This is a genomic window from Hymenobacter sp. BT491, assembly GCF_014349165.1.
Classification (GTDB): Bacteria; Bacteroidota; Bacteroidia; order Cytophagales; family Hymenobacteraceae; genus Hymenobacter; species Hymenobacter jejuensis.
This window is the reverse complement of record NZ_JACSJJ010000003.1, coordinates 838,949-852,214: the sequence shown is the minus strand read 5'-3', so window position 1 is coordinate 852,214 and position 13,266 is coordinate 838,949. Positions and strand designations below refer to the sequence as shown.

The window sequence follows — 13,266 nt, the reverse complement described above, 5'->3', positions numbered from 1 at the left end:
AGATGGGGCTCTTTTGTAAAAATTTGACTGTCAATTGGTTACACGCCTATCTTCTCCTCACTCCCCAACTCCGCCAGAATCTTCTTCGCGGCCTGCACGTTCTTCACCTCCTCAATGCTGACGATAAGCTGGTCTTTGCGCTCCTTGACTTTGGCGGTGCGCGGGTGCGTCTGCACGTAGTTGAGGATGTGGCCGAAGGTCTCGCCCTGGAAGTAAGCCTCGTTGTTTTCGGCCGGAATGTAGCCTTTGAGCAGGTTTTTCTTCAGCGTAAGCTTCTCGAATCCTGCCTGGCAACCCTGCCACCGCAGCTTCACGATGTCCACAAGTTGCCCTACTTCGTCCGGCAGCGGCCCGAAGCGGTCCACGATGCCGGCTACCAATTTGCGCAGCTCAGCAGGGTCTTTCACGCGGTCGAGCTTCGAGTAAAGCTGCAAGCGCTCCGACACGCTGCTCACATATTGCTCAGGGATAAGGATTTGCAAATCGGTTTCGATGTTGCACTCCTTGGGGCGGGCCGTGCCAGCAGCGTCCTGCAAGCGGCCCGTTTGGTCGCCGATAAACAGGTCGCGGAACTCGGTTTCCTTCAGTTCCTGCACCGCGTCGTCCAGAATCTGGTGGTAGGTCTCAAAGCCCAAATCGTTGATAAAGCCCGATTGTTCACCGCCCAACAGGTTGCCGGCTCCGCGGATGTCGAGGTCGCGCATGGCCACGTTGAAGCCCGCGCCCAGGTCCGAAAACTCTTCCAGCGTGCTCAAGCGTTTGCGGGCGTCGGAGGGCAGCCCCGCCACGGGCGGCGTAAGCAGGTAGCAATACGCTTTCTTATTGGAGCGGCCCACGCGGCCGCGCATCTGGTGCAGGTCGCTCAAACCAAAAAGGTGAGCGCGGTTGATGATGATGGTGTTGGCGTTCGGAATATCCAACCCGCTCTCAATCAGGTTGGTAGAAACCAGCACGTCGTATTCGCCGTCCACGAACTTCATCATGCGCTTTTCGAGCAAGTCGCCTTCCATCTGGCCGTGGATGTAAGTTACGCGGGCGTCGGGCACGAGGCGCAGCACCATGTTGGCCATTTCTTCGATGTCCTTGACACGGTTGTGCACCAAAAACACCTGCCCGCCGCGCTTGATTTCGCGGGCAATGGCATCGCGAATCAGCAGCTCGTCAAAGACGTGCAATTCCGTCTGAACGGGTTGGCGGTTCGGCGGCGGCGTGGCGATCACCGACAGGTCGCGGGCGCCCATGAGCGAGAAGTGCAGCGTGCGCGGAATCGGCGTGGCCGACAGCGTGAGCGTATCCACGTTCACCTTCAATTCCTTGAGCTTGTCTTTGGTCTTGACCCCGAACTTTTGCTCTTCGTCAATTACCAGCAAGCCTAAGTCCTTGAATTTGATGTCTTTATTGGTAAGCCGATGCGTCCCGATCAGAATATCGGTTTTGCCCTCGGCTACGCGGCCCAGCGTCTCCTTGATCTGCTTGGTGCTCTTGAAGCGGTTGACGTATTCCACGTTCACCGGCAGGTTGGAAAGCCGATCGCGGAAGGTTTTGTAGTGCTGCATCGCCAGAATGGTCGTCGGGACGAGCACGGCCACCTGCTTGCCGTCGGCCACGGCTTTGAAGGCCGCCCGAATAGCAATTTCGGTCTTGCCAAAGCCAACGTCGCCGCAGATGAGGCGGTCCATGGGGTGCGGCACTTCCATGTCGCGCTTCACGTCCTCGGTGGCCTTGCCCTGGTCGGGCGTGTCTTCATAAATGAACGACGATTCCAGCTCGGCCTGCATAAACGAGTCCTTGGCAAAGGCGTAGCCCGGCGCCGTTTTGCGCTTGGCGTACAGCCGAATCAGCTCGGCCGCAATGTCCTTAACCTTCTTCTTAACCGACTTTTTCTTGTTTTCCCATTCCGGCGAGCCCAGCTTGCTCATGGTGGGCGGCGTGCCCTCGGCGCCCGAGTACTTCGCAATCTTGTGCAGGGCGTGAATGCTGACTGTCAGCACGTCATCGTCGCGGTACACCAGCCGAATGGCCTCTTGTAGCTTGTCGTTGATCTCGATCTGCATCAAGCCCGCAAAGCGCGCAATGCCGTAATCTTGATGCACCACGTAGTCGCCGGGCTTGAGGGTGCGTAACTCTTTGAGGGTGAGGGCTTTATTCTTAGAGAATTTTCGCGTTTCCTGCGCCCGATAAAACCGCTCAAACAGTTGGTGATCCGTGTATACCGTCAGCTTTAGTGTTTCGTCGATGTAGCCTTCGCGCAGGGCCAGCAGAATGTGATCGAAGCGGACGTTGTTGTCGAGCTCGTCGAAAATGGTGCGCAGCCGGTCGGCCTGCCGCACCGAGTCGGCGCTGATGATGCACGTAAAACCTGCCTGCTGGTGCTTGTGCAAGTCCTTGACAATGCGGTTGAAGTCTTTGTTGAAGCTGGGCTGCGGCTTGCTGGAGAAGTGAAATTCCTCGGCGTTTTTGAAGTGAAAGCGCTTGCCAAACTCCACCACTGCGAAGTTGTCGAGCAGCTTTTTGAACGAGCGTCCGGTCTCGAACAAATCCGCTGGCTTGCTCACAATCTGGGTGCCGCCAGCCGCTTCCAGCACCAGTTGAAACCGTTCTTCGGCCTTGTCGTACGACTCGCCCACGATGTCGATGGTCTGGCGCACGTCCTTGGCCCAAACGGTCGTGTTGCGCGGAATGAAATCCAGGAACGCCTCGCGGGTTTCCTGCAACAGCTTGGTTTGTACGTTCGGAATGATGCTCACCTGCGGCCGCTGCTCCACCGAAAGCTGGGTCTCGGGGTTGAACGTCCGGATCGTTTCGACCTCATCGCCAAAGAGTTCGATGCGATACGGTAGCTCGTTGGCATAGCTAAAAATGTCCACGATGCCGCCGCGCACCGCAAACTGTCCCGCCTCATACACAAAGTCCGTCCGCTCGAAGTCGTATTCGGCCAGCATCTCACTGATAAAGTTGACGTCTAGCTTCTCGCCTACCTTTACCAGGAACGTATTGGCTACCAAAGACTTGCGGTTAATAACTTTTTCGAATAGCGCTTCGGGATAAGTCACGATCAGCTCGCCGCGCGTAGGTTTCGAGTTTAGGCGGTTGAGGACCTCGGCCCGCATCAACACATTGGCATTTTCCGTTTCGTCGAACTCGTAGGGCCGCTTGTAGGAACTTGGGAACAACAAAGGTTCGTGCTCATTACCAAGCAGATGCCGCAGGTCGGCCTGGAAATAATTAGCTTCATCCTTGTCGTGCAAAATGAACAAGTGATGCTGCTCCGGATACAATCCATGCAGGGCCGCCGCAATCACCGCATCCTGACTACCCACGAGGCCACGCAGATGCAAACGCAGCTGAAGGGCTTCCTCCGTCGGTTTCGGTTCGGGGGCCCGCAACGAGTGGCGAGTGGCAGGATTCAGGCGGGCTCCCACCGTCATGACGGTGGGGTCGAGGCGGTAGAGCTGGAGAAAATCAGTGACTTTCAAAATGTATCGGCTAGGAGGGAGGACAAAGGTAGAAGCCCGGCCGGAGGATTTTCCGGTCGGGCAGCGCTATGTCAATACCACCGGAAGCAGGTGAAAGTTTCCATCCGGGCCTATGTATGCCCATACGAGCTGATTTAGATCTCTGACTCGGTATAAATGCTGACCATGTAATACCTCAACAGCTGCTAAAAAGCCTCGGTGCTCGTCGCCAAAGCTGAGCACTAGATAGGTATCTTCGTGCTTTGTAGTACTTGCTTGTTTAATTCGTGCGCGGCTCTTCTCATCTTGCCATTGGTCTCATTACCGGGGTGGCCGTAGGCGGTCTGGTTACCGGAATCCCCTTTTCTCCTGCGGGCATTGCGCTGGCGGGGTTTTCGGCCCTCGCTCCCGACCTCGATCATCCGGAGTCGCGGCTGAGCCAGCGCTTAGGGTTCTCGCGCAACTATGTTCGTTTGGCGTTTGTGGTAGCGGCAGGCGGGTTGGCGGCGTACACGCACTTCATGCTGCCACAAGGCCCTGATCGCCGCATGGGCTTCACGGCGGCCCTGTCGTTTGGGTTGATCGGGATTGCGATGCAGGGCGGTTCGGCCCGGCGTTTGGCGTTGGCTTTCACGGGCATCCTGACGGTGCTGGCCGGACTATATTTCGAGTTTTTATGGTTGAGCTTGCTAGGCGCTTTTGTAGCTTTGGCTCCCTTCACCTCTCATCGGACATGGACGCACACGCTCTGGGCTGCCGGCCTCTGGACGTATATTGGGTATCTGGCCAACCAATCGCTGGGGTGGCACGGGGTAGCCCAGTTTGCTGGCGCGGGTTACGTATCGCATCTCATCGCCGATTCGCTGACCAAAGCGGGAGTAAAATGGCTGATGCCGTTCTCCGAAACGGCATTCAAAATTCCGCTTATCCGCACCGGCTCCACTTCAGGGAACGTCTTGGAAGTAGGAATTTGTACTATATACGCAGCGCTGGTACTAAGCTTAGTTGTCGCGCGAATGTCGTTTTAAGTTAGTTAAACAAGTAAGAACGCGTTTTACTCAAATCTATTGCTAGTAGAGGTAGCATTCACATAACCGTTTTAGTAGCCCCAACTTTGGATAAATCAATTATTGCGTTGTAGTTGTATCTACACTATGAAGCGGTTAGCTTTGTTCAGGGCTGTATAATTATGGGATTTAGTATTCGTATTATTGGCTATTTATAAATATATTTCATTTAATATTGCTGCCTAGTTATATGTAGGATGCGACAATAGAAAAGAGCTACAGGGCCTTGCGTTAATTGATGGTTTGCAGGTGTTGGTACCGAGTTTTAGTTCATAAAGAGTTCATTTCTATTCCGCCACTTTACGCTGCTCAGCAAGGGAAATCCACCGTCATTAGCACGTTTCAGCCTAGGTTGCTAATCGGGACAAGTATTTGGTGCTACTGTTGCCTTTCAATGATTTGTATCTTTGCCAAGTCATGTTTGGCCGCACCGCCCCGAACCTGTTAGTACCGAATACCCGCTCTCTGTTTACCTGCTCTTTAGTACACCCTTTGCGCACAACTCTTAGTCTCTTTGTATGAACCAGATGAATAGCCCCCTGATCAGGATAGGTGTCTTCTACGACGGCAATTATTTCCTTAAAATCAGTGATTACTACTACTTCCAGCACGACCGTAAGGCTCGCATTAGCTTGGAGGGCTTGCATGAATTTATTCGCCACCAAGTGGCTGAAGAAGAAGATGTTGACGCTCGCTTAAGTCAAATTACGGATGCTCACTTCTTCCGAGGCCGCTTGAGTGCTACCGAAGCCCGTGACAAAGACCGTCTGTTTCACGACCGTCTGCTCGACGATATTTTGATGAATCTGGGTGTCACGACCCACTACATGCCTCTGAAAACCCGCGACGGTCGGTTGCAGGAAAAAGGCATCGACGTGTGGCTGTCACTCGAAGCCTTGGAACTTGCCCTGCACAAAAGCTTCGACGTTGTCGTGCTCATCGCTGGCGACAGCGATTACGCTCCCCTGATCAAAAAGCTTAACACTATCGGTACCCGGGTGATGCTGCTGAACTGGGACTTCAAGTACACCGATTTCAAAGGTGAGAATCGCGTTACGCGCGCTTCGCAACAGCTGCTCGAGTTCGCTACCTACCCCATCTCGATGCACGACATCATCGATCAGGGTTTAGCTAACGGTGAAGAACTTATTGATAATCTGTTTGTTAGCCAGTCTGACAGCACGCCTTATACTCCCACCGCTCCCAAGTCGACGGTCGTGCGCCCAGTGGGCCCAACGGCGGCTGGCCCGGTAGGTACGGTAGGCATCAGCACCATCAAAAATCTCAAGAACGGCTTTGGCTTCGTCGTGATGCCGCCAAACAACCTGTTCTTCAGCTACGCCGATATGTCGGAGGGCGACTTCAACGACCTGCGCGAAGGCGACTGGGTGGAGTTTACGGTGGGCCGCAACCACCGCGACGAAGATTGTGCCCGCAACGTGCGCAAAGTGCAGCCCCCGCAGATGGAGGACGGCGATGAGTACGAAGAGGAGCACGAGCACGAGTCGATCGACTCGCCCGACCACTTGTAATACCGCTTTCGCCCTTCGTTCTAGGATCTCGGGTTTGAATGACGCCGCCGGATGTGCTCCCCAGCCATCCGGCGGTCTTTTTTTGTGGCTGCCGGAAGCAGCAAAAGCCGTTATTCTTCGCTTTTCGTTTTCAGCATGTGGTAGAAGTCGCGCTTGTCGGCGGGGTAGCGGTTGAAGGTGCCCAAGGCGCGCGCAACGACTAGGTCGCGGGCGGGGCAGATGATATCGGCACTGGCCACAATGAGCGTTTTGCCAGAATGTTCGACGTGGCCGCGCGCCTCCAGATAGTCGTGCAGGCGCACGGGATGCAGGTAGTTGATCTTAAACTCGACGGTAGAAACCAGATCGCCGGCCGTAAACGACATCGTGAGCGCGGCCGCTCCCAGGGCGGCGTCCATGAGGCCCGCGATCACACCGCCGTGGCAAGTGCCCGGCGAAGAAAGGTGTTCCTCCCGCACCGTCATGCTATATACTACTTCGCCGGGGGCGCTTACGGTCAGCTCCATGCCGTTGGCGCGTCCGTACTGATTAATCTGGTTGTAAATCGCCACGAGGGTGGCAACTTCGGGTACTTGTTCCATGAAGTGAGGAAAACGCAACTGCGGCGATGAACTGGATATTGGCTGAAAAGTTAGGTTTCTTTACCTGAACTGTCCCAACCTATGGCTACATCTTCCGCCCATCCCACTTTCGCCGAATTCTACCCCCGTTACCTGCGCGAGCACAGCCGCCGGGGTACACGGGTGCTGCATTTCATCGGCACCACCCTCTTTTTCGTCGCGTTGGTATTGGCTGCGGTGTGGCAACGCCCCTTGCTGATCTTGGCGGGGGTGGTAGCGGCCTATGGCTTTGCTTGGGTGGGCCATTTCTTCGTCGAGCACAACCGGCCTGCTACTTTTCAGCATCCGTGGCTTTCGCTGCGCGGCGATTTCCGCCTGTACTTCGACCTGCTACGCGGCCGCGAACATTTCTGAACCACGGATTCTTACGGATTGGGCGGATTGCTCGAATTTTGATAACATATAAATAATTGATTATCAAAACTTTATAAATATTTCTGCATTAAAAAGTGCGGGATAGTTCCGAAGAGCGTATGCGAAGGCGCCACTACCGAGTAGCCCGCGCGTTCGTAAAACGGCACCGCTGCCTGCCGGGCGTGCAGAATGCTTTCGGTGAGGCCGCGCCGGCGGGCCTCGGCTTCTAAGTAAGTAAGTAGTTGTTGGCCAATTCCTTGTCCTTGCCAATCGGGGTGTACGGCCATGTAGCGCATTTGCCCCTGCTGCGGCCCGGAAGCGTGCAAGCGGCCCACCCCGACTACGGTGCCGTCATCGGCCACGAGCATGGCGTGAAAAGTGGCCGGATCAGGGTCGTCGTCGGCGCGCTCCGAGCCTTCGGGCTGGTTCCACGGCTGGCGCAACACCTGGTAGCGCAACTGATAATACGCCGCGAAATCGGCGGGGGTATGGGGCTGGGTGAGGTGCATACAGCAGAAAAGAAGCTTAAAAACATTGGCAAACAAATCAAAGCCACGCAGTTACGTACTGCATACTGTTGACCTTTTGCGACCGCTTTGGAGTTAAACATGCAAAGTCGGGTCAGTTTGCATCCGTAAATTATCAGAAATCCTACCTTTGGCGCCCGCCCGAAGCCTAAGGCGGCCCCATCTGTTTTCTCGTTCCCCAACGATTCATCTCCCATGGCATCCTTCGACATTGTAAGCAAAGTTGATCCGCAAACCCTTGAGAATGCGGTCAATACGGCCAAAAAAGAACTCCAGACCCGCTACGATCTGCGCGATACCAAAGGCGGCATCGAACTCGACAAGAAAGCCAATACCATTCAGCTTAGCTCCGAAAACTCCATGCGCGTGAAGGCGCTGGAAGATATTTTGCTTACCCGCGTGGTCAAGCAAGGCATCGACGGCACCTCCCTCGACTTCTCGGCGGAAGAGCAGCCTAGCGGGGCGCTGGTCAAAAAAACGGTGAAAGTGCGGGCCGGCGTCGATAAGGAGGCGGGCCGCAAGATCATCAAGGCCATCAAAGACGCCAAGCTGAAAGTCGAGGCGCAGATGCAGGACGATCAGGTGCGGGTGTCGGCCAAGAAAATCGACGATTTGCAGGCCGTAATTGCGCTGCTGCGTCGCACCGACATCGGGCAACCACTGCAATTCGTGAACATGAAATCGTAGAAATGTTGAGTTCTGAACGCTCGATACTTCATACGTAAGTGATTTATAGTCAATTGCTTGCGTATTCGACATCCAGCACATCCTGTCTAACATCCAACATTCAACATTCTCCTTCTGTGTTTGATATTTCTGCCTTTTCCAGCGTCCATACTTGGGTCAGCCTGCTTACGCTGACGTTTATGGAAATCGTGCTGGGCATCGACAACATCATTTTCATTTCCATCGTCGTCAACCGGCTGCCACGCGAGCAGCAGAAGCGCGGCCGTTCCATCGGCTTGCTGTTGGCGCTGCTGTTTCGCATCGGCTTGCTGCTGAGCATCACTTGGATTGTGGGCTTGAAAGAGCCACTTTTTACTCTGAATTTGCCTTTTGAAAGTGGGCCATTTGGGGTATCTGGCCGCGACCTGATTCTGCTGGCCGGGGGCTTGTTTTTGCTGGCCAAAAGCACCACCGAGATTCATACCAAGCTGCAAGGCGAGGAAGAGGAAGTGGGCGCCGGCAAGTTCGACAGCCTCACCCGCGTGATCATTCAGATCGTCATCATCGACATCGTTTTCTCTTTCGACTCGATTCTGACGGCTGTAGGACTCGTTGATAATGTGTTGGTTATGATTCTGGCCGTGATCTTTGCCATGGGCATCATGCTGGCCTTCTCGGGCTACATCGCCGATTTCGTCAACAACAACCCCACCATCAAGATTCTGGCGCTGTCCTTCCTGATTATGATCGGCATCATGCTCGTGATGGAAGCGTTCCATAAGGAAATCGAGAAGGGTTACGTGTATTTTGCTATGGCCTTCTCGTTGGTGGTGGAACTGCTGAACATGCGCTTGCGCAAGAAAACACAGCCGGTGCACCTGCGCGATTCGCAGTACGATTAAGTAATTGATAATCAATATGTTGCAAACAAGGCCCGTTTCTCACTGAGAAACGGGCCTTGTTTGTTTTACTTGCACTTCAGCGTAAGCTAACGGTAGAAGAATAGCATGATGAGCGTCAGGAGGGCCAGCAGCACGGCCACCACGCACGCATCGACGCGCCGTTGGTTGGTGCTGGTCGGCAACACTCCGAGCGCCGCTGTCAGAGCCATGGCAAGCGGCAACGGCGCAAAAAGATTATAGATGCTGGGCGGGTGCAAGCGCGCCTGCGGCGCCGCAGAATCGGCGTCGGCCACGCTCGTGACAATGCCGAAAACGGGCGTTCGGGCAACGGCAATATGCTGATCAACGGCCGGCCACCCGATGGTGTCGTCGTAGATGCGAAAGGTAGCGTGCGGCGTTCGGATGGAATGCCAAACCTGCGTAAAGTTGCGCCCTGCAAAGGAATGAAATTCCCGGCTCTGCACCACTTCGTTGGGATAGCGTTGTACGGCCAGCCGGTCGAGCGCCATTAGGGCAAACCAAGTAAGCAACACTAGGCACACAAGCCGAGCCTTAGGTGCGTAGCGGGCATATTCGGCCGCGTAGGGAGCCGGTCGCGGGCCGGGCCGCGTAATAATTGGGCGGGCCGCACGGCGGGTGCCGTAACGCCGGTCGCGGGGATGAGGGGGCTGAGCAACAGGCGCCGGCGCCGCCACTGGCGGATTGCGCCAGGCCCAAAGCTGGGCATCGTAGTATTGCCGCCGCGTCGGGTCTATTAATACGTCATATGCTTGATTAATAGATAGATAGCGTGCGTGGGCGGCAGGGTCGGGGGTGCGGTCGGGGTGGGTGAGAAGTACCAAGCGGCGATATGCCCGCCGAATTTCGTCGGGGGTGGCCTGCTCGCTTACTTCCAGCGTCTGGTAATGCGTCATCCTACTCAGATAGCTTCGGTGAGCATGCCGACTAGGCGGTCTGCCTGATCCTGGGCGCGGCGGGTTGCCAATTCCAGAATACGCCTGTTAAGTTCGGCGCGCTGGCGGCGGTAAAAGGTAGTTTCGCCGCTCGTAAAGAGGCCGGTTATCAAGCCGATCACGGTGTAGCGCAGCTTTACGTTGCGCGTCAGCAACTCGTCCAGCCGCCGCTCCCGATCGGTGGGGCTGGCAGTGGCCAGAGGGATATGGTGGTCGCGTACAAAATCGGCTACGGCCATCAGCAGCAGTTCGTTTTGCATCTTCAGCACGGGGCGCAGCGTGCGGTGCAGAAAATCACCGACGGTATCATTGGCAGGCGCAGGCAATTCGGCTAGCGAAGGGCGCAAAGCCAGCAAAGCAAGATCGTGGGCGGAAACGGTGGGAGTGGAAGGGGACATAGGGCACAAACAATACGTAAAAATGAATCAGTAAGAAAAAACCCGCTCAGCTGAATGCCAAGCGGGTTTTGTGAGCAACCAACAACGGAACAGGTATTAGTGTTGAACGACCAGCTTCCGCGTCACGCTACCTTCGGAGGTCGTCAGGCGAACGATGTACACGCCCGCCGCCAGATCCTGCGTGTTAACCCGGACGCCATCTTGGCTAGCCTTGGTCGCCGATACGGTGGTAGAGCTTACGGTGCGGCCCATCGCCGTGAGTACGGTGATCTGGACCGGGCTGGCGCTACGCGCAAACGAACGGATCGTGAGCTCGTTGTTGGCGGGGTTAGGGTACAGCTCCAACGACGACTCGTCGAGGGCAGTTTTGGTCGCGAGGGCTGCGGGCTCCGCAAAGCCTGCTTTGTTGTCGTTGAGGTCGTCGCTACTGCCTTGTACGGCATCGGAGCCCATGCCGCGGCGGGCAAATACGCGCCAGATCAGGGCTTGATTAGCCCCGCCGTAATCGGCTTGATCGGCCTTCAGAATAGCATCGCGCCCGTCCAGGAAACCGGGTTTGCACGGTTGCAGCTTCATGCCATCGATGACGAGCTGCATGGTTTTGTTGTTGCCGCCCGTGCCTTTGTACAGGTCGGCATCGTAGCCGTAGCGCCCGATCATAGCCCAGTTCAGATCCCACAGCACGCTGGCCCATACTTCGCCGACGTCGTGCGTTTCGGTATAAACCGGACCGACTTCTGCATAGGTGTGGTTGTTGATGCTGAAATCGGTGCTGTAGAGCTTGTTGCGAATGCCTGTACCCGTAGTAGGCGCCGCCAGCACGTAGTTGCCCACGGCGCGGCCCGTTTCGCCTTTGTCGGTGGGGCGGGTCGTCATCCAGAGGCCCACAAAATCGCTCCAGCCTTCGCCCATCTGCTCTTTGTTGTTGAGGCAGCTGGAGTTGGCAGGGCCGCCGGTCAGGCGAATGGAGATGCCATGGGTGTACTCATGGGCCATGATGCCGTTGTCGAGGTCGCCGTCGCGGGCCGCCGCTTGCGACCGAAACAATACCGAGCCTTTGACAGGCGTGCCCGCCGTAAGCTGATTTTTAATCTTCTGACCATCAGCCTGATAGATCATCATTGAGGGGATCTTGATACCAGCCGTATCGGTGCGGGCACCGGTGACATAGTAGAGCACGTCGGGCTCGTTGCAGACGATGATGACCGCCGTAGCGCCGGCTGCCTGTGCGTTCTTTACCTGATCAGTGTACTTGCACGAAGACGTGCGATCGACTACCGCAATGTTGCCCGTGATTTCAGCCACGTTGGTGAACGTCGCGCAGCCGCTATTGGGGGTGTTGGTACCGTCGTTGGCCAGCACCAGGTTTCCGGCGATGGGCGTTGTGGTGGGAAAGGATTTACCAAATTCTGCCTGCACCCCCACGTACGACCCGGCAATCGTGCTGGGCTGCGTGACCGTGAGATCAGCAATAGCCGGCCGCGGCCAGATGTACATCTGCATCACGGGGTTGTAGTTGTCGGGCGGGGCCGAGAAGTTGGCGTTACGCACGCCGCCGCCGTCCTGCGCTTCGGCCTGCACGTCGTCGTCGGCCAAGCCTTTGTCGGTGTAGTTCTTAAACTGGAAGTTGCCGCTTACTTCATCAAACCCGTACTGAAAACTAACATCGTGCATGATGTTGTTGATATAGAACAGGTTAGTGATGTTGGCATCTTGGTTTATCAGCGGCGACTTGGTGTTGTCGAGCGCAAAATTGAAATTCAGAGATGCGCCGCCATCAGGCGAATATCCTGCCTTGTTCTGCCCCGCACGGTCTTCGTAGGCATACACGTTGTTGCCGCGCGTGATGGTGTATTTGGGCCCCGAGCCGCCGTCGATGTCGTGCCAGCCAAAGGGCGAAGCCGCAGCACTGGCTGGGCTGGTCAGGACGCTACGGGCACCGTAAGTGGGGCTCTCCACCGGAATAGGATACACGTTGTACGTCGCGGTGGCCGCGGGTTTGGCCGGCGTATCGTCGCCCAGTGCCGCTGGAGCGCCTTGTAGCCACGGGGTGCCGTTGTAGGCCGCTTTTAAGGAAAGCGTAGGGGCTTTTTCCTGGGTAGTCCAGTCGTTTTTGTTCAGAACGGCGCCTGTGCCCGCATCGACCTGCATATTCCAGTAGTGGTCGCCGCCGGGCGGCATAAAGGCCACGTCCCAAGCCAGCTTCACTTGTCCATTGGGCTGCAGAATGTATACCTGCTTAGTCGGAATCTCGCGCGCCGAAATCGTGGGGTCGCTCAGCACCGGGCCGCGGTTGGCCGTGGCAGGCTGGGCCTGCCGCAGTGCGCTAGGAGCCAAGCCCACAGAACGGGCCGCTGAAGCGGTAGCATCTTGGGCCGTAAGGGCAGCTGACGTGCTCCGAACGGCTTGAGCGAGGTTAGGCTGAAACTTGCCGCCCTGGCTGAGCAGGTTGCCGTTGCGGTCGAAGTTCAGGTTCATCTCGGTCCCGATTACCTCCAAGCCCTGGTAGCGTTGGCGCAGGTACACGTGCGACACACCGTTGTGCGCATCGGTGTAGGAGTCGGTCACGAACGGGTCGCGCACGTCGGCTTCGGTCAGGCCCAAAGCAGCCCGCTTCGATTCGAGGTAGCGTATCGCCCGCTGAACCGAGGCATCCTGGGCCTGTGTGGCCAGCGGCCAAGAAAGGAGCATGGCCAACGCCAACGCCCGGTACCGGGCAGTGGTAAAATTTAGGGGCATAAAAGTGAGGAAGATGGGTGTAAGAGTGGCCACCAAACAACGAGGACTCTATT

General features: G+C 56.3%; 11 protein-coding genes. 5 read left to right on the top strand and 6 right to left on the bottom strand.

The features are described 5' to 3' along the window. Positions 1–38: 38 nt before the first annotated feature. The gene (mfd, locus tag H9I52_RS15140; protein WP_187454512.1) at positions 39–3,476 is read right to left on the bottom strand and encodes a transcription-repair coupling factor; all 3,438 of its coding nucleotides are present in this window, start codon (positions 3,474–3,476) and stop codon (positions 39–41) included. Between the two features lie 266 nt (positions 3,477–3,742). Here mfd and H9I52_RS15135 point away from each other — a divergent pair, with 266 nt between their 5' ends. Together H9I52_RS15135 and H9I52_RS15130 are read left to right on the top strand one after the other, a co-directional pair. After that, positions 3,743–4,483, top strand: coding sequence for a metal-dependent hydrolase (locus H9I52_RS15135; RefSeq protein ID WP_187454511.1), 741 nt, complete (start codon positions 3,743–3,745; stop codon positions 4,481–4,483). 557 nt (positions 4,484–5,040) lie between these two features. Then, a complete protein-coding gene (locus tag H9I52_RS15130; protein ID WP_187454510.1) occupies positions 5,041–6,054 on the top strand; it encodes an NYN domain-containing protein in 1,014 nt (337 codons plus the stop codon). A 110-nt stretch (positions 6,055–6,164) separates the two neighbouring features. Here H9I52_RS15130 and H9I52_RS15125 read toward each other — a convergent pair whose 3' ends face one another. Further along, positions 6,165–6,635, bottom strand: a complete 471-nt coding sequence (locus H9I52_RS15125; protein ID WP_187454509.1) for a PaaI family thioesterase — start codon at positions 6,633–6,635, stop codon at positions 6,165–6,167. An 81-nt stretch (positions 6,636–6,716) separates the two neighbouring features. Here H9I52_RS15125 and H9I52_RS15120 point away from each other — a divergent pair, with 81 nt between their 5' ends. Beyond that, positions 6,717–7,028 (top strand): DUF962 domain-containing protein, encoded by a 312-nt coding sequence (locus H9I52_RS15120; protein WP_187454508.1) that lies wholly within the window; start codon positions 6,717–6,719, stop codon positions 7,026–7,028. 71 nt (positions 7,029–7,099) lie between these two features. On the opposite strand, the gene H9I52_RS15115 is transcribed toward H9I52_RS15120, so the two are convergent. Then, positions 7,100–7,537, bottom strand: a complete 438-nt coding sequence (locus tag H9I52_RS15115) for a GNAT family N-acetyltransferase (protein ID WP_187454507.1) — start codon at positions 7,535–7,537, stop codon at positions 7,100–7,102. A 213-nt stretch (positions 7,538–7,750) separates the two neighbouring features. On the opposite strand from H9I52_RS15115, the gene H9I52_RS15110 reads away from it, so the two are divergent. Both H9I52_RS15110 and H9I52_RS15105 read left to right on the top strand, forming a co-directional pair. Further along, on the top strand, positions 7,751–8,242 hold the full coding sequence (locus H9I52_RS15110) for a YajQ family cyclic di-GMP-binding protein (RefSeq protein ID WP_139515764.1): 492 nt from the start codon (positions 7,751–7,753) through the stop codon (positions 8,240–8,242). A 116-nt stretch (positions 8,243–8,358) separates the two neighbouring features. Beyond that, positions 8,359–9,123, top strand: a complete 765-nt coding sequence (locus H9I52_RS15105) for a TerC family protein (protein WP_316248043.1) — start codon at positions 8,359–8,361, stop codon at positions 9,121–9,123. 86 nt (positions 9,124–9,209) lie between these two features. Here H9I52_RS15105 and H9I52_RS15100 read toward each other — a convergent pair whose 3' ends face one another. From H9I52_RS15100 to H9I52_RS15090, 3 genes are all read right to left on the bottom strand, one after another. Continuing rightward, a complete protein-coding gene (locus H9I52_RS15100) occupies positions 9,210–10,037 on the bottom strand; it encodes a J domain-containing protein (protein ID WP_187454506.1) in 828 nt (275 codons plus the stop codon). A gap of 5 nt (positions 10,038–10,042) precedes the next feature. After that, the gene (locus H9I52_RS15095) at positions 10,043–10,474 is read right to left on the bottom strand and encodes a hypothetical protein (protein ID WP_187454505.1); all 432 of its coding nucleotides are present in this window, start codon (positions 10,472–10,474) and stop codon (positions 10,043–10,045) included. A gap of 96 nt (positions 10,475–10,570) precedes the next feature. After that, positions 10,571–13,213, bottom strand: a complete 2,643-nt coding sequence (locus tag H9I52_RS15090) for a T9SS-dependent M36 family metallopeptidase (protein WP_187454504.1) — start codon at positions 13,211–13,213, stop codon at positions 10,571–10,573. Positions 13,214–13,266 lie beyond the last annotated feature (53 nt).

Bases quoted from the DNA above. Each gene is read 5' to 3' on its own strand.
- H9I52_RS15130 (WP_187454510.1), top strand. From the start codon at position 5,041: ATGAACCAGATGAATAGCCCCCTGATCAGGATAGGTGTCTTCTACGAC.
- H9I52_RS15125 (WP_187454509.1), bottom strand. From the start codon at position 6,635: ATGGAACAAGTACCCGAAGTTGCCACCCTCGTGGCGATTTACAACCAG.
- H9I52_RS15120 (WP_187454508.1), top strand. From the start codon at position 6,717: ATGGCTACATCTTCCGCCCATCCCACTTTCGCCGAATTCTACCCCCGT.
- H9I52_RS15115 (WP_187454507.1), bottom strand. From the start codon at position 7,537: ATGCACCTCACCCAGCCCCATACCCCCGCCGATTTCGCGGCGTATTAT.
- H9I52_RS15110 (WP_139515764.1), top strand. From the start codon at position 7,751: ATGGCATCCTTCGACATTGTAAGCAAAGTTGATCCGCAAACCCTTGAG.
- H9I52_RS15100 (WP_187454506.1), bottom strand. From the start codon at position 10,037: ATGACGCATTACCAGACGCTGGAAGTAAGCGAGCAGGCCACCCCCGAC.
- H9I52_RS15095 (WP_187454505.1), bottom strand. From the start codon at position 10,474: ATGTCCCCTTCCACTCCCACCGTTTCCGCCCACGATCTTGCTTTGCTG.
- H9I52_RS15090 (WP_187454504.1), bottom strand. From the start codon at position 13,213: ATGCCCCTAAATTTTACCACTGCCCGGTACCGGGCGTTGGCGTTGGCC.